Here is a 16,406-nt window from a genome sequence, read left to right as displayed (position 1 = left end):
GGCGGGCACGGTCCGGGGCGGGGCGCCCGGGGGCGGGCGCCTCCGCCACCGCGCCGCGGCTACCCGTCTCCGAGCCGGTGCAGTGCCTCCTCGGCCTCGGGTACCCCGAGATCGTTCAGCAGCCTGGCCATGTTGACCCCGACGTACGCGCGGTCGGCCGGGGTCAGGTCGCGCAGTGCGGTCGCCAGCGACCGCTCCCAGCTGTCCGGTCCCGGCTCGGCCGGGTCCGGCGGCAGCAGCAGCTTCCGGTGGTCCACCGTCCACCTGAGCACGTCCTCCGCGTTCTGCGGGTGGTACAGCAGCCACAGGGCGGCCAGGCCCCGCGGGTCCTCGCTGATCAACTCGCGGAAGAAGCGGAACGCGTTGAGCGTGCCGCTGTCCCAGGAGAATGGCAGCGGCGGGGTCTCGTCCTGCTCGGCCGCCGGCTGCTCGAGGACGCGGAACGCGATGCCGGCCTCGTTCATCACGTGCGGGCCGCCGGTGCCCATGCCGTTGCGTGCGAGGTGGGCGGCGATCCAGTGCGGCACCTGCTCGGCGGTGACGCGGTTGCGCACCACCGTGACCGGGTCGCACACCTGCCAGCTCACCGAGTGCCGGATCACGGGCTGCGGCAGGGTGCCGTCGCGGGGCGCCGCCACGTCGACCCAGTCGGGGCGTTCGGACAGGGAGACCCAGCCGGACTGCGGGAACACGCTCCCGAGCACGCGCAGCAGTCCGGGCCGCGGGTAGTCGAAGCCGCCCCATCCCCCGGCCGGAACGCCGACCAGGGCCCTGCCGTCCGCTGCGATCAGGACCAGGGCCCGGTCGGGCCTGGGGTTCGCGCCGAAACGCAGGTGGAGGACGGAACGGAAGGGGGAGGCGGTCAGCGGTTCCACGAGCGGCGCGTTCATGCGAGATTCCCTTCGGTGAGCTTTCCGTTACCGGCCTGGTTGCGGAGGCGGGCGACGAGCAGGGCGCGGACCCCGCGCCGCCCGCCCGCGGTGGCGGCCAGGGCGGTGACCAGGGCGGTGGCGCGGGCCCTGGTGCCGGGGTGCGGGGAACGCTCCGCCCGCAGCAGCGCGTCCATGACGGCGCTCCTGGCCTTGGGGTCGTCCAGCGACTCGCGCACCAGCGGGAGCAGCGGGCCGGGCTCGCCCGCGTCCAGGGCGAGGAAGTCGGAGAGCAGTTGCGGCGCGGCGCCCAGCGCGTAGTCCCGCTGTCCGGACTTCTCCGGCCTGGCCATCCACCGGGTCAGCGTTTCCGTCACCGCGGCGGCGTTCTGGCCCTCCGTGAGCAGAACGGCGATGGCCAGGGAGACGCCCCGGCGGACGACGGACCTGGCGGGGCCGTCCAGCAGGCGGTCCAGCATCCGCAGCGTGCGGTCCGGCCGGACCAGGCCGAAGCCGCCGGCGCAGGTCTCGGCCACGGTGGCGCGCAGGTGCTCGTTCCTGGCCCGGCTCCAGGTCCACAGCTGGTCGCGGACGGCGCCCGCGAGCAGCCCGTCCCGCGCCGCCTCGTTCAGCGCGTAGGCCACCAGCCGGCGCCGCCAGCGCTCGGGGGACTCGGCCAGCGGCTCCAGCCGTTGCAGCACGTCGGGCCCGGTGGCGCGGCGCAGCACGCGGCCGATCGCCTGCCCTGCGGTGTAGTCGAGGCCGGGCGCGTACCGCGTGGACGCCTTCCGCAGCCAGTGGAGGATCGCCTCGGCGATGCCCTCGTGGTCCAGCCACAGCCGGGACAGGATGGTTTCGGCCTGGTGGCGGCGCCGGAACGCGATCGGCTCCACCCAGTAGCGGTACCAATAGCGGCTGCCGCTGTCGACGACGCGCGGCAGCGGGTCGGCGTTGACCCGGTCCAGGCGCGTGGTGAAGTCGTCCCCGAGCACGTCGGGTTCGGCCTTCGCCAGCCCCTTGGGACCGGCGGGGGGCGGCTCGGGCGGGGTGGGGTCGAGCAGGGGCCGCAGCGCGGCGGCGCAGCGGGCGATCACGGTGCGGTCCTGGCCTTCGAGGAGGGCGATGGAGGTGGCGAGGGCCAGCGCCGCCGGGTCCTTGCGCGCCTCCCGCAGCGTCTCGGTGGCCTCGTCCTCGGCGGTGCGGGTCAGGTTGAGCAGCGCCTCGTGCAACGTCCGGCTGCCGAGGGCGACGTGCTTCAGCTCCTCGGCCACCTCGGTGCCCGCGGCCGGGTCCCTGGTGCCGTCCAGGTACGCCTTGACCTGTGGGTCGCCCAGGTGCGCCGCGGCGAGGGAGAGGTGATCCTCGGACAGCCCCAGGGTGCGCAGGTGGGCGCGGGCCACCTCCGCGGGGAGCGGCGGCTCGTGGCGTATCTGCCAGCGGGCCGTCCCGGCCGGGAGCCGCAGGGTCGGGGCGGCGACGACGACCAGGTGGGCGCCGGCCCGCTCCAGCCGGTCCTGCAACGCGGTCAGCGCCACCTCCGTCAGGGCTTCCGCGGAGTCCTGGGACAGCCAGGGGACGAGGTACCGCCTGCCCTTTCCCTTGGGTTCCAGCCCGGTGGGGTCGTCGCGCGGGTCGAGGCCGATGAGGCGGCCGGTTTCGCCGGGTAGTTCGCGCAGCAGCGCGAAGGCGGCGGTGCCGGCTCCGGTGCCCGCGGCGCCGACGAGCAGCAGCACGCGGCGCCTGGCCAGTACCTCGCGGGCGCGGGCGAACGAGGGCGGCTCCACGAAGGCCCGCAGCCGCTTGGCCACGTCCTCCTCGGGGTAGGGGCCCTCCCGGAAGCGGGGCTTGACCACCTTCTCGGCGGCGGCGTCCTGCGCCGCGGCGGCGATGTGGACGTTGACGTCGCCCTTCACGTCGCCCAGGACGGCGGTGCCCTGGCCCACGTGCTGCCGGGGGCCGTCCTCCCCGGGCTCGGGCTCTGGCTCCGGCTCGCCGGTCACAGGTCCTCCTCCGGGTCGTCGTACTCCGGGGCGCCGAAGGTGTTCGACACGTTCCCGCTCACGTCGCCGCCGATGGCGTTGCCCTGCCCGACCCGCTGGCTGATCTCCCGCCTGGGCCGCGGCCGCTTGGCGGCGGCGCGCCCGGGCTTCCGCGTCGCGCGTCCGGCCTTCCGCTCCGCGGGCTCGGTCTCCCGGTCCGCGGCCTCGGCGGGGCGTTCCTCGCCGAGGGCGGCGACGATCCCGTGGCGCAGGAGGTGGCCGGAGGGGGAGGGAATGTACAGCCAGGCCCGCTGCGCGAACTGCTTGCCCTCGACGGTGGCGGGGACCTCGATGAAGTGGTCGGGGTCCAGGCCCGTGTAGCCGCCGAGCACCACGTCCTCGTAGACCCGGTGGGAGAGGATCGCCGCCAGGTGGGTGGTCTGCTCGCTGCCGGGGGCGGCGAGGATCGCCTTGACCGGCCGGGAGTCGAGCAGCCGGTGCGTGTCGTTGCGCGCGGTGCCGTTGCCGTCGGCCTCGGGCAGCGGCCCGACGTGCACGCTGGCGCGCAGCCGCAGGCGGGAGGTGACGAACTGGCCGTTGTGGCGGCCGAGGAGGCCGTCGAGCACCCGGAAGAAGGGGAAGACGACGAACGGCAGCCAGCTCGGGTCGAATCCGAAGACGAGGCCGTCGCCGGTGCTGGCCGGGAAGCTCTTGGCGTCCTTCAGCTCGGCCAGGCCGGCCTCGGTGAGGGCGCGGTCCACCAGCTCGGTGATGACCATGCTGACCGCGGAGTGCTGGATCGCGGCCAGGCCGGTGAAGTCCTTGGCGTCGACGGCGAGCAGGGCGCGGTAGCCGGGGAGCGGGCGGCTCACCGCGTTGGGGACGGGGATGGATGGGGGGAGGGGAGTGGACATGAACCTTCGCTTCTCTCTTGGGAGTTCGGGCGAAGCCCGGCCGGACGTCGCCGATCCTCGCGCCGGGCGGCGAAGGCTTGTGCCCACCAGTGGGCGCTGGGGCCGTGAGGGCGGTCACACCCCGCGGGCCGCACCCCCGCGGGCCGCACCCCGTGTCAGGGCGCGAAGCCGCGGCGGCAGACCGGGCAGGGCGGCACCGGGGGCCGCGCCCGCCCGGTGGGGCCCGGGGTGTTCCGGCCGGGGGCCGGGCGGCAGGTGCAGCCCGCCCACCGCCGCAGGACCCCGAGGTCGGTGATCCCGATCACCCGGCGCGCGGTTTCCACCGCGCCCGCGGCGCGCAGGCGTTGCAGCCCCTCGGCGACGCCGTTGCGGGAACCGCCGACGGCCTGGGCCAGCTCCTCCTGGGTCAGGCCGGTCAGCTGCCGGGAATCGGCCAGGACGGACAGGCGCAGGAGGGTGCGGGCGAGCCGTTCGCTCACCGAGAGGGTGACCAACTCGGCGCGGTACTCGTCGGATTCGCGCGTCCGGTCCATCGCCTGCTGCAACAGGTCGGCGCCCAGGCCGCGTTCCTCGACGAAGCGCCGGAACCTGGCCGCGTCCAGGACCTGCGTCACGCATTCCGTGACGGCGACGACGTCCGCGCTGCGGGGCTCACCGCGGGTGCTGAGGACGGACACCTCGCCGAGCAACTCGCCCGGGCCGCGGAAGGCCAGCCACAGGACGGCCCCGTCCGGGCGGTGCTGAACGACCTTGGCGAGCCCGGCCGTACAGGCCAGCAGATGCGTACCCGGGCTCCCCTGCCGCAGCATCATGTCCCCCGCCGCGTAACGCCGTTGCCAGCCCTCCCGGACGATCTCCTCCCACACCCCTTGCGACAGCAATCCCCGCCCTCCCAGCCGCGGGCAGCAGGCACCAGGGCAGAGGCGGGCACGCCGCGGTCCATGAGGACCGCAGCCGATTTCCCCTCCGTCGCGTCGTCCTGGGCACGTGGGGGGACCGTGCACCTGATCCGGTCCTGGCTCTGCTCCACCGCACGATGTTCGACTGCCGAGTTCCGCACCCGGAAGCATGAGCCGCGGCCACCGGATCGAAACCGCCGCGCGCCGATTCGCCCGGCACGGATTCGCCGGGCACCGGTTCGCCGGGCTCCGGCCCGACCGGACATCGGTTCGCCCGGCGGCGGTTCAGGGCGTGGCGGCCGGTGCGGTGGCGCAGCGGGTGGGGCCGCGTCGTCGGGGGACGGCGCGGCCCCGCGTGGGTGGGGGAGCGGGTGGGGCCGGGGCTCAGCCCAGGCCCGGGGTGACGACCCAGCTGGTGTCGTCGCTCCAGTAGGCGCTGTTGTCCCAGTCGTGGGAGCCGCCGTTGGAGGCGATGTAGACCTGGTAGTTGTAGTGACGCAGGTAGTCGTTCGGGTAGTTGGCGGACTGGAAGGAGTAGCCCTGCCCGTTGTGGCCCGACTGCGGGCAGAAGGTGGCGTCCTGCGCGAACAGCGAGGAGCCGTCGTTGGCGTCCAGGCGCAGCTGGTAGTTGTAGTGGCGCAGGTACCGGCCCGAACTGTCGGCGGACTCGAAGGAGACGCAGGCGCTGTTCGACAGGCCGGCGCGGACGATCCAGGTGGCGTCGGCGCGCTCGGCGGCCGGGCTGGAGGCGGAGGTCGCCGCGATGGCGACGTTGTTCGCGTCGTCGTGCCGGATGTACTCGCCGGTGCAGCACGAGGTGGTCGCCCGCAGCGAGATCCGGGAGCCGGGCGTCGGCGAGGCCGAGCCCCCCGAGGGCACCGCGTAGCCGGCCGCGGTGATGTTGGCCTGGACGGCGTTCTCGGTGGCGTCGGTGGGGTAGCCGGAGGTCATGACGCCCTCGTAGAAGGTGCCGGCGGCGCCGACGCTGTTGTCGCCGCCGATGCCCAGGATGATGGCGCCTTCCTTCTTCATCGGGTTGTAGCCGGAGGCGTTGGGGCGCGGCCCGCTGTAGTACGTGGACAGGCCCCCGGACTGGGCGTTGCCTGCGCGGATGGCCCACTGGTTGGGGCCGCCCTTGACGATGGCGGTGACGAACCGGTGGCTGATGCTCGGGTCGTTCGCGTTGTAGCCCCGGTTCACCCCGGAGAACAGGCCGTTCTCCAGGTCGGCCATGACCCAGGGGCCGTTGCCCGGGCCGTAGCCCCAGGTCGTGCTGCTGCCGAAGTAGATGGCCTCCATGGTGCCGTTGCCGTTGTCGCGGCTGTTGGTCTCGGCGTTGCCGTAGTCGAAGCAGCAGCCGCCGTTGTAGTGGGTGCCGTCGAAGATGGCGTACATGCCCTCGGGCTGGTCACCGGTCGCGATGCCGGAGGTGTGGTTGTTGCGGTAGCCCGTGCCGGGGGACACGTAGACGCCGTACGCCTTGTGGCCGCCCACGGTGATCGGCGCGGCGGTGGCGTCCGCGAGGTTGTCGTAGCCGCCGGGGGCGGGGCCGGAGAACCCGCCGGGCGGGGCCTGGGTGAGGTGGTTGCCGCGGCCCGACTGGTCGTAGATGACGCTGATGAGGCAGGTCGTCCCGGAACAGAACGCGTCCTGGGCCGCGGCGTCGGCGTATCCGCCGGCGCTCAGCAGGCCGATGTCGCGGGTGGCGTTGTCCGAGGAGCGCTTGACCTGGTACAGCGGCCCGTTGTACGAGGCGTAGAGCGCCCGGGTGGTGCTGTGCGCGGCCACGCACGGGGTGCCGCCCGAGGCGTAGATGTCGCAGGGGAGCGAGGCCGCCGCCGCGCCGGCGTCGGCGGCGGGGGCCGCCGCGGGGGCGGTGGCGGCGGCCTGGCCGCCGAGCAGGACCGCGCCCATGGCGAGGACCAGCAGGACGATGGCGAGCGGTCTGGCCCGCCGGGAACCGGCGGCTGCCGGTGGCGACGTGAGCATGGGACCTCCCTGGTGATGGGGGTTGGCGAGGCCACGGCCCGCGGGAACGTCTTCGGGTTCCCGGCCGTGGGGTCGGCGGCGTCCCCACCCGCGAACGAGATGATGTCGTGGTCATGTCATCCGGCGGGCGGGGGCGGCGGCCTGTGGGGGCGGGGTAGGGGGGCGGAAGTGCGGGTGGACTTTCGGTAGTGCGGGGTGGGGGGTGGGGGTGGCGTCCTTGGGTGTCGTCCGATATATCGAATGGTGATCGATTGCTCGGACATTCTCGATGATAGGAGCGCGCCGAAACGTGTCAACACCCCTTGCGCATGCGGCCTGTTGGGCGCGTGGAGGGGGGCGCGGTGCCGGAGGGGTCAGCCGGGGGGCGCCGGCGGGCGCGGCCCGGAGCGCAGGCCGTCAAGCAGCAGGCCGACGAGGGTGCGGGCCTGCTCCGCGGCGTCCGGCTCCCGCTCGACGGCGAAGGTGATCGCGTGCACCAGCCTGAGCAGGTGGGAGGCCGTCACCTCGGTGCGGATCGTGCCGGCCCGCTGGGCGCGGCCGAGCAGGGCCGTGGCCGCGGCCAGGATCTCCCCGTGGCACCAGGAGCTGCCGCCCTCGCCGTAGAGGGCGGCCGTGAGGGTGGCCGTCAGGCCCCGGGAGGCGCTGCCGTGGCCGGCGACGGCCCGGAGCCAGGCGATCAGCGCCTCGTCCGGCGCGGGGGCGTCGAGCAACTGCCGGGCCTGGGCGAGCAGTTCCTCGATGCGGTCCCGGTGGACCGCCTCCAGCAGCGCCTGGCGGGTCGGGAAGTGCCGGTAGAGCGTGGCGTTGCCGAGGCCGGCGCGGCGGGCGATGTCGTCGAGGGGGGCGTCGATGCCGTGCTCGGCGAACGTGGCCTGGGCGGCGGCCAGCAGCCGCTCGTAGTTGCGGCGTGCGTCCGCGCGCAGCGGGCGCCCGGGCGCCGGCGGGCCGCCCGCGGTCTTCGGCACGGCGCCTCCTCTCGTCGAACGGGGACCGTCCCCGGTTCCGCTTGTCAAGCGGGGACGGTCCCCGTATGTTAGCCGACGAAAGCGGGGAGAGTCCCCGTTTGTCGGTTGCCCGTTGCCCGGCGCCCCCCGGGCGTGCCAGTGCGGCCGTGCCGTGCGGCACGCCGGGGGGCGCGCGCGGGCCGGGAACGCTCTTGTGAGGAGGCCGCCGTGCCGCATCCGCATCCCGAGTCCCGTCCGCATCCCGAGTTCCCTCCGAGTGCCGAGTCCCGTCCGCGTCCGGAATCCCCTCGGCACTCCGGGCCGGGGGCGCGGCCCGGGCCGGAACCGGCGCCGGGTCCCGGGCGGCCGTCCCCGGTGCCGCGGCGGGGGCCGGTGCTCGTCACCGGGGCCACCGGCCTGCAAGGGGGCGCCGTGGCACAGCAGTTGCTCGCCGCGGGGCACCCGGTCTCCGCCCTGGTCCGCCGGAAGGACTCCCCGGCGGCCCGGGCCCTGGCCGCGGCGGGGGCCGTGCTGGTGCCGGGGGACATGGACGACCCCGCCTCGCTCGACGCGGCCATGCGGGACGTCGAGGGGGTGTTCAGCGTGCAGCCCACCATGGGGCAGCGGGGGGTTCCCGGCGGGTTCACCCCCGAGGACGAGGTCCGCCTCGGCGTCAACGTGGCCGACGCGGCGCTGCGGGCGGGCGTGCGGCACCTCGTCTACTCCTCGGTCGGGGGCGCGGAGCGCGACAGCGGCATCCGGCGCTGGGAGAGCAAGTGGCGCATCGAGCGCCACCTCAGGGAACGCGGGCTGCCGGCCACGGTGCTCCGGCCGGTGAGGTTCATGGAGAACCAGTCGGACCCGCGGCTCGGAGTGCGCGGCGGGCTGCTGACCGACGTGTTCCTGCCGGAGGTTCCCGTGCAGCTGATCGCCGTGCGCGACATCGGCGCCTTCGCCGCGCTCGCCTTCGGCGACCCGGAGACCTACCTGGGCCTGAGCCTCGAACTCGCGGGTGACCAGCTGACCATGCCCCAGGTGTGCCAGGCGATCACCGAGGCCACGGGAGGCCCGGTGGCCTACCGCCCGATTCCGCGCGAGACCCTGGAGGGACAGGACCCCGACGCGCTCGCCGGATACCGGTTCGCCAACGAGCGGGGCGGCTGGCAGGCCGACATCCCGGCCCTGCGGCGGCTGCACCCGGGGCTGCTCACCTTCCGCGCCTGGCTGGAGCGGGAGGGCCGGGCACAGTTCGAGGCGCTGTTCCGCGGGGAGGCCGCGGCCGGGGCAGGCCCGGCCGCCCGGTGACTCACACCCGGTGACTCACAGCAGGTCCACGTCGAAGCCCTGGGGGGTGGGGACGGTGCGGAAGCCGACGGACTCGACGGCGCGCCTGAGCTTCCCCCTGCCGCACTCCCTGCGGAAGCGCCGGTAGCTCTCCGGGCCGAAGAGGGTCTGGAGTGCGTCGCCGAGTTCGAGGGAGGTGAGGGGGCGGCCGCCCGCGCGCGCCCGCTGGAGGAGATCGAGGATCGCGCGCTGGAAGTCCTCCGGGGTGCCCTGGCCCTTGTGCCGCGGGGCCAGGGACCGCAGCACCGCCGGGTCGGGCCGATGGGGGCGCGCCGCGGGCGGCGGCGGGGACATGACCGGCGGTGGAGGTGTGACCTGCGGTGGGGGCGTGACGGGTATGACGGGAGAGGGCGGCTCGGCGGCGGCCGGCGTGGTGGGCGGGGAGACCCGGGCCGCGGGCGCGGGCGTGGCGGCGGGCGTGGGCGTGGGGGCGGCGGGCGCGGCCGGCTCCGGTGCGGCGGCTGCCGGTTCGGGCGCGGCCGGTGCGGCAGCTCGGGGCCCGGGGGGCCCGGGGGGCTCGGGGGCGGACGCGCGGCCGAGGCTGAGGGCGGGGGTGGGGGCCGCCGGGGCCGGAGGGCGGAGCGGCTCGGCTTGGGCGAGGGCTTCGGGGACCTCACCGGGGTAGGTGGGCTCCCAGGCGCGCAGGCCCTCGTAGCTGAAGCCGAGGTAGAACTCGACCGCCGCGTTGACGTCCCGGGTCTCGCGGAAGCGGTTGCGCGGGGTGAAGAACGCGGGAAGGCGGCCGTTGGTGATGCGCAGCCGCCCCGACTGCGGGCCGTGGATCTCCTCGATGACCCCGCGCACCCGGGCCAGCGGCTGCGGGTGGCTCCAGAAGCTGGTGGGCCCGAAACGCTGGCGGCCCAGCTCGCTGAAGTGCACCAGGGGGTGCGGGCGGGACTCCTTGCCGAGCCACTCGAAGCTCCACTGCCTGCGGTGCTGGCGGCCCAGGCGCTTGCACTCCTCCAGGTAGTAGCGGATGCGCTCCTGGTCGCGGGCGTCTCCTCGCAGCCAGATGAGGAAGTGCAGGATGTACAGGTAGTAGTTGGCGTCCAGGCTGTTCTTCTCCGAGGCGAACCAGCCCAGCCGCTCCATGGCGTTCGTCTCGCTGTACTCGGGCAGCCTGCGGTAGGACTGGAACCACAGCCTGAGGTCGGCGTCCGTGGCCCGGCCGCTGGTGACCGACCCCTCCACCATCTCGGCTATGGTGCGGGCCTGTTCCTCCGAGATCCGCGACCAGTCGCGCCCGGACTGGGCGTACAGGGTGCGGGCGATCGCGAGGTCGACCTCCGGGTGCTGCCGGCCGCGGCGCCTGAGCTCCTGCCACTGCTCGACGAGCCGCTCGATGTCCCCGTACAGCTCGGTCAGCTGGTTGTTGAGGAGGTGGTAGTACTTGCCCTCCGCGTTGGTGTTGCGGAGGTTGTCCAGAAGCTCCTCGGCGCGGGCGAGCTGCTCGGTGGCCCACAGCGCCGAGGGCGCGTTGCCCGCGACGAAGTCCGCGAAGCTGCCCTCGCCCGAGGCGCGCCACAGGCGCTCCACGACGTGGGCGATCAGCTGGATCGGGGTCGACCAGGTGTAGTCGGTGTTCCGCTGGTGCCTGGCGGCGTCGGCAAACGCCTCCATCGCCCGGTCGAACAGCGGCTCCACGGAGGCGAGCAGCTCCTCGGGCGTGTGCTTCCCGCCGTCCCTGGCGAGCTCCTTGAGCTCGTTCTCGATCCAGAACCTGCGGACCATGCCGAGCGTGTGCAGGTGCGTGGCGTCGCGGCCCTTGGACTTCTCGACCGCCTTGAGGACGTAGCCCTCCGCGCGGCCGAAGTCCGCCCGCACCTTGTAGATGTCGTACCTGCCGCGGTGGTTCCAGAAGTGGGCGTTGTTCGGGCACTGCTCGGTGAGCTGCTCGAACACCCGGGCGCCGGCCTCCTCCGGCATGCTCTCGACCAGCTCGGAGAAGTTGTCCGCCTTCCGCTTCTCGGGCGACCAGCTGGTGCGGCGGATGAACAGCTCGTTGAGGAGGAAGGCCGTGGTGCTGTTGTCCGGGCCGAGGTACTCGGTCGTCTTCCTGATGAAGTCCACGGAGATCTGGCCGAGGCTGTACCGCGCCCCGTCCGCCTCCCCCTTGAGCACCTCCTCGGCGATCAGCGGGTGCAGCAGCCGCAGGGTCCGGCCCCTGGCGACGACCAGGTGGCGCAGGTCGGGGCCGAGGAGGTCGTGCAAATCCGCCTCGGAGAGCTCGGCGAAGCGGGGGCGCTCGCGCCCCATCCACGACTCGACCATGTCGACGGGCAGCCCGGCCTCCTGGCCGTAGCGGGTGATGAGAGCCAGGTGCCGGGCGAGCTCCTTCTGCCGGGGGCTCAGCTCGGCGAGGTGGTTGCGGACGTAGGAGGCGATGCCCTCGAAACGCTCCTCGTAGACGCACAGGCCGAAGAAGAACGGCGAAAGCTCCTGTGCGGCCACGACGTTCGCGGTGCCCGCGGCGAAGTCGTCGAGCCGCTGCCTGGCCCGGTCGGTGGTGGCGCGGCGCCGGAACTCGTCGAGGAACCGCTCTCGCTCCGGGGACCTCAGGGGGTCGACCACCTGGTGCGTCCCCTGCCTGCGGTCCCGGGCCACGTTGGTGCGGTTGACCCACAGCAGGACGGCCCTGGTGTTGCGCTGTGCGAGGGAGTGGGTCAGCTCGTCGCAGTCGTACTCGGGCAGGACGGCGGACTCGGCGACGACCAGGGCCGGCCGGCCGGTCTCCTGGTAGATCTCGTCGATGCGGTCGGCGGTGGTCTCCGAGTAGGTGCGCAGCAGCACGGTCGGGTAGGCCCGGTGCAGGTCCCAGGCGACGCGGCGGGCGAGGGTCGTGCCGCCCGCGCCGGGGGAGTGGTTGAGCCGGACGGTGGCGAGCTGGTGGTCGCCGAGGCGCTGCTCGATCTCCTCCAGCAGGCTGGGGTAGGCGCTGCGCGCCACGTCCACCCGCGCCTCCAGCTCCTGCCAGGTGGGCGGGCGGCCGCGCCAGAACCCGTCCCTCGGCTGGGCGGAGGACTGGCTGTCGGAAAGGATCTCCGAGTGCAGGACCTCCAGGTCGACCGAGAGGCGGTGCAGGTCGGACCAGCTGAGGTGCCATCGCCCGCCGTCCAGGGCGGGCAGGGAGGGCATCGCCGAACGGTCCGCGGGCGGCAGGGACTCGGCGACCACGCTGAAGAAGGCGTCCAGGTCGATGCCGCCCACCGCCGGGGCCTGGGCCAGGTCGAGGCGGACGGCGATGCCGCCGTACCGCTCGTCGATGTACTCGGCGACGCGGTCGATCTCCCGGTCGCGCCGGCCCGAGCGCAGGCAGAGCACGGCCGCGGCCTGGTGCGGGGTGCCCTCGTGGGTGTCGTCGACCAGCCGCCGCACCCGCTGGAGGTGGCCGCCGCGGCGCCAGTCGGCGTCGGACTCGGCGGCCGGCTCGTCCCGGGAGTGCCAGCCCGCCGCCATCAGCCAGCTCGTCGCGCCGGCCGGCGGCACCTGGGGGCGGTTGGCGCCGAACATGCTGACGTGGCGGCGTTCTGCCAGCTCGGGCCGGACGACGCCGGCGAGGCCGCTCTCGTCGCTGTCCGGGTCGAGGTCGATCACCGCGGACCAGCCGCAGTGCGCGAGGGCCGCCAGCTCCGGCTTGCCCGCCACCGCGTCGGCGACGAGGAACAGGTCCATGGCGCCGCCGGCCTGGTGGAACGGGCGCCAGCGGCGCAGCGCCTCCTCGGCGGTCACCGGCGTGGCGCTGGCGCCGGTCGCCAGGCCCACGGTGCTCAGGCGCTCCCCCCTGGCCAGCTCGACCCACTGCGCGGGGTGGCTCTCGCGCAGCAGCAGGCGGGCCGCCCAGCCCGCGCTGATCAGGGCCGCGCGGCGCAGCGCCAGGTCGTCCAGGGGCTTGGCCGCCCAGTTGAGCCCGGCGGCGATCCTGGCGATGAGCAGCTGGCGCCGCCAGACGTCGACCCGCTTGGCCTCGCGCTCCTCCAGCACGGCCGCCGCCTCGCCGCGTATCCGGCGCAGCAGGGTGACCAGGCCCACGTCGTTGAGGTCGAGCTCGACGGGGACGGTGAGGCTCTCGTCGTCGAGCCTGGCGAGCACCGGCAGCACCCGGCCGCTGGTGGAGGTGCCGAGCCCGAAAAGCAGCGCGGACAGCTCCAGATAGGCGTGGTCGTAGAGCAGCGGGGCGGGGGCGTCCCAGCTGACGTCGATCAGCCAGTACGCCAGGTCGCGGGTCGGCAGCGAGCCGCGGACCAGGAGGTTGCGCAGGTGGAGGTCGCCGTGGGTGGGGCCGCGGAAGCAGGGCAGGGGGGCGTCGGCGATGCCGAGCGCCGGGTCGAAGAGGACCAGCGGGTTCGGCAGGAGCTCGCCCTCGTAGCGGAAGACCCGGCCGCCGCCGTCGAGTTGGGCGGCGGCCTCGCGGACCCGGGCGCCGCGCTGGTTGCCGGGGAAGTCCTCGCCGAGCCATTCGCGCAGGACCGTGCCGACACTGCCCTGGTAGCCGGGCGGCCCCGCGGCGTCCAGCTGGGCGCGGAGCAGCTGGCGGGAGGCCCGGGCGCAGACCTCCTCGCGGTCCTCGGCGTCCACGTGATCGGCGGAGCGGACCCGGTCGAGGCTGAAGCCGGCGATGTCGTAGACGTCGAGGCTGGTGCCCGAGTCCTGCAGGGAGTAGGCCAGCCGCGGGACCCGGGTGCGGCCGAACTCGCCGAGGGGCTCGGTGAACGCGCCGTGCGCCGCGGCCTGGGGCCGCCGCGTCGAGAAGCCGGCCTTGAGGATGTACTGGCCGTTGAGCGCGCCGTCGGCGTCCCGGCCCGGGACGCTGCCGATGTCGCAGAGCACGACGCGGGCGTCCGAGTAGCCGCCGGCGAGGGATTTCACCACGCGGACGGTGCTCGCCCTCGGTAAGTCGCTGCGCAGCAGCCTGAGGGCGGAGTCCAGGAGGTCGCGGCCGGGGTCCCCCTCGCCGCTCGCCGGGTCGCGATGCATGCTTCCCAGATTACCGAACGAAGGCACGGGCGTTACTCCCTGTGAAGAGGGAAGGCGGGGTATCGCGAGGGGGACGGGCGGGACAATGGGGACCGCGGTCGCCCGGCGGGCTCAACTGCCGTACGGGCGACCGGTCTTCGGCCCGGGGGTGAGGGGCGCGCGGCAATCGGCTCGCGCCTGGGTACGCTCCCGGGCGCCGGCGTGCGGGAGGGGAGGGAGCCGTCCGTGGAGGCACTGATCGCCGCGGTGATCGGGGTGTGCGGGACGCTCTGCGCCACCTGGCTGACCCAGCGCAGCGGCGAGCGCGCGCTCGCGCTGGAGCGGCGGGAGACGGAGCGCAGGCGGCGCGCGGAGGAGACGGCCAGGGCCCGGGAGCGGGAGCTTGAGCTGCGGCGCGCCGCCTACGTCTCGCTGAACCAGGCGGCCCGCCGCTACTTCGCCGCCCTCAGGGAGGCGCTTCAGCACCTGCCGCCCGAGGCGGGGGAGCCCGCAGCGCCGGGCGGTCCTGGGGCGCCGGGCGGTCCTGGGGTGCCCGGGGTGCCGACGGGCGAACTCGACGAGGTGCGCGCCGGGTACCTGGCCTCGTACGCGGAGGCGCAGCTGATCGTGCCGGACGCGGTGCTGGCGGCGGCGGTGGCCGCGAACCGCAGGCTCAGCTCGGCCTACGGCGTCGTCAAGCGGCTGGGCGGCGGCGCGGGCCGCGCCGGGGACGGCCCGGAGGCGGTCCGGGCCCACCTGGAGGCGGCCCGGGGCCTGATCCGGGAGTTGCGCGGCGAGATGCGGCGCGACCTCGGCATCGGCGGCGAGGACGCGGGCGAAGGCCCCGGCGGCGGCGAGGGTCCCGGCGGTGGCGAAGGCGCGTAGCCGGGCGGGGAGTTGCGCAAGACGGGGCCGTGGGGCACACGGGGCGGGCCGGGCGGGCCGGCGGGGGAGGCCGGGCCGGGCGCGCCGGCGCGCGTGCGGCGGTCCCGGTGTGTGGGGCACCGGGACCGCCGGGTTGAGAGGGGCCGCCCGCGCGGCGCCGCCTCAGGCGCCCAGCAGGCGCTCGGTGGTGTCGCGGTAGTCGAGGAGCAACTGCCGGGCCTCCTCGGTGCCCAGGGCGCCGAGGGCGCCGTCGCCGAACTCCGCCGACTCCGCCTGCCAGGCCGTGCGCAGCGCCAGCCGGCGTTCCCGCAGGGCTTCGGTCAGGTGGGTCACGGCGGACTCCAGGACGGCGTCGGCCTCGACCACCGCCTGGGCCGGTCCGTCGACGAAGCCGACGACGGCCCGCCGCAGGCTCGCCCGCAGCCGCGCCGCCTCGGCCGCCGGGAGGAGGCTGCCCTCCCCGGCCGCTCCCGCGGCGGGCCGCGGGACTTCGGCGCCCGCCGCCGGGCCGGCGGCCTCGCCCGGCACGGCCTCCGCCGCCCCGGCCGCACGGCTCGTCCACGCCGCCCCGCGGCCCGTCTCTCCTGCCGCCCCGCGGCCCGTCTTGGCGACGCCGCCCGTCTCCGTGACGCCGCCGCCCGTCTCCGCCGCATCGCCGCCGGTTTCCGCGGCGGCGCCGCCCGGGCCCGTGGCCGCCTCGCCCGGTGGGGCGGACCGCCCGCCGGGCCCGGGCTCGCTCTCCGCGCCGGACCGGGTGCCGGTGCCGGGGGCCTGCCCGGTGCCGGGCCGCTCCCTGCCCGCGCCCCGCGTGTGTGCGCTCATCTCCTCACGCCTCCCGGCCCGTTGCGGCCCGGCCGGCGCCGGAGTCCCGAGCGGGCGGCGTGGCCTCCTGGCCCGCCGCGCCCTCCCCGGCCTGCGGGCGGGCCTGCGCCCCGGACGCCGCCGCGCGCTCGCCGCGGCCACGGGGCCGAAGCAGCCTGGCCGTCCGGCGCTCGGGCCGGTCCTGCCGGTCCTTCTCGTCCTGCGGCTGCGGGCTGAGCAGGTCCTCGAACAGCGCGCGGGCGGAGACCACGGCCGCGCGCAGCTCCTCCGTCACCGAGCCGTCCGCCGGTTCCCGCCCCGCGAGGGCGTGGACCCTCCGGTAGCCCTCGACGTGCCGCGGATGGTGCACGGACAGCGCGGAGATCCGCTCCTCGTAGGCGTCGGCCGGGTAGCCGCGGTCGTGGATGAGCTGGGTCAGCACGTGGTCCGCCTCGGCCACGGCGCCGCCCGGCGAGTCCACGAACCTCTCCTGGACCCCGGCCCAGCGCCGGTGGTAGCGCTCCCGCTCCTCCGCGCCCAGCGCCCGGGTGTGCAGCCCGCCGTGCCTGCGCAGGCGTTCCGCCAGGTCCTTCCTCGCCGCCCTGGTGTCGCCGTGGTGCCTGGCCACGGTCCGGTCGTACTCGGGGCCGAAGCGGCGCTGCAGTCTGCCGGCCGCCGCGGGGTTCGCGGACGGCGCGAGCAGCAGCGCGAGCAGGGCGAGGACGACCACGGCCAGGATGATGATCACTACTGTCGTCATGCGACTTCCCCTTCGCAGAGATCCCTCGTGCCGGGTTGTCGTTACTTCGCTGTTACCCTCACCCGCCGC

General features: G+C 75.2%; 11 protein-coding genes. 2 read left to right on the top strand and 9 right to left on the bottom strand.

All coding sequences use genetic code 11. The features are described from left to right. Positions 1–59 precede the first annotated feature (59 nt). From D7294_RS10965 to D7294_RS10940, 6 genes are all read right to left on the bottom strand, one after another. Positions 60–890, bottom strand: a complete 831-nt coding sequence (locus tag D7294_RS10965; RefSeq protein ID WP_120678230.1) for a hypothetical protein — start codon at positions 888–890, stop codon at positions 60–62. Next, the gene (locus D7294_RS10960; RefSeq protein ID WP_120678228.1) at positions 887–2,869 is read right to left on the bottom strand and encodes a hypothetical protein; all 1,983 of its coding nucleotides are present in this window, start codon (positions 2,867–2,869) and stop codon (positions 887–889) included. Before D7294_RS10960 ends, D7294_RS10965 begins: the two co-directional genes overlap by 4 nt. Further along, positions 2,866–3,762, bottom strand: coding sequence for a hypothetical protein (locus D7294_RS10955; protein ID WP_120678226.1), 897 nt, complete (start codon positions 3,760–3,762; stop codon positions 2,866–2,868). The genes D7294_RS10960 and D7294_RS10955 overlap by 4 nt, the downstream gene beginning before the upstream one ends. A gap of 155 nt (positions 3,763–3,917) precedes the next feature. Beyond that, positions 3,918–4,643: a Crp/Fnr family transcriptional regulator gene (locus D7294_RS10950; RefSeq protein ID WP_241562268.1), complete on the bottom strand. Its 726-nt coding sequence runs from the start codon at positions 4,641–4,643 to the stop codon at positions 3,918–3,920. 402 nt (positions 4,644–5,045) lie between these two features. Beyond that, positions 5,046–6,575, bottom strand: a complete 1,530-nt coding sequence (locus D7294_RS10945) for an alpha-L-arabinofuranosidase B (protein ID WP_120678653.1) — start codon at positions 6,573–6,575, stop codon at positions 5,046–5,048. 428 nt (positions 6,576–7,003) lie between these two features. After that, positions 7,004–7,615 carry a TetR/AcrR family transcriptional regulator gene (locus D7294_RS10940; RefSeq protein WP_241562267.1) on the bottom strand — a complete coding sequence of 204 codons (612 nt, stop codon included), beginning with the start codon at positions 7,613–7,615 and terminating at the stop codon, positions 7,004–7,006. Positions 7,616–7,969: 354 nt separating this feature from the next. Here D7294_RS10940 and D7294_RS10935 point away from each other — a divergent pair, with 354 nt between their 5' ends. Then, positions 7,970–8,899: an NmrA/HSCARG family protein gene (locus D7294_RS10935; protein WP_120678222.1), complete on the top strand. Its 930-nt coding sequence runs from the start codon at positions 7,970–7,972 to the stop codon at positions 8,897–8,899. Between the two features lie 15 nt (positions 8,900–8,914). Here the strand turns inward: D7294_RS10935 and D7294_RS10930 are convergent, their stop codons facing one another. Then, positions 8,915–13,912, bottom strand: coding sequence for a P-loop NTPase (locus D7294_RS10930; RefSeq protein ID WP_120678220.1), 4,998 nt, complete (start codon positions 13,910–13,912; stop codon positions 8,915–8,917). Between the two features lie 225 nt (positions 13,913–14,137). On the opposite strand from D7294_RS10930, the gene D7294_RS33695 reads away from it, so the two are divergent. Further along, on the top strand, positions 14,138–14,776 hold the full coding sequence (locus D7294_RS33695) for a hypothetical protein (protein WP_120678218.1): 639 nt from the start codon (positions 14,138–14,140) through the stop codon (positions 14,774–14,776). A gap of 162 nt (positions 14,777–14,938) precedes the next feature. Here the strand turns inward: D7294_RS33695 and D7294_RS10920 are convergent, their stop codons facing one another. Together D7294_RS10920 and D7294_RS10915 are read right to left on the bottom strand one after the other, a co-directional pair. After that, positions 14,939–15,598 (bottom strand): hypothetical protein, encoded by a 660-nt coding sequence (locus D7294_RS10920; RefSeq protein ID WP_120678216.1) that lies wholly within the window; start codon positions 15,596–15,598, stop codon positions 14,939–14,941. A gap of 4 nt (positions 15,599–15,602) precedes the next feature. Further along, positions 15,603–16,337, bottom strand: a complete 735-nt coding sequence (locus D7294_RS10915) for a hypothetical protein (RefSeq protein WP_147450814.1) — start codon at positions 16,335–16,337, stop codon at positions 15,603–15,605. Positions 16,338–16,406: the final 69 nt, after the last annotated feature.

The sequence above is a fragment of the Streptomyces hoynatensis genome (genome assembly GCF_003626535.1).
In the GTDB taxonomy this organism is placed as follows: Bacteria; Actinomycetota; Actinomycetes; order Streptomycetales; family Streptomycetaceae; genus Streptomyces; species Streptomyces hoynatensis.
The sequence above is the reverse complement of the archived record's forward strand: the minus strand, read 5'-3'. Positions and strand labels throughout refer to the sequence as shown.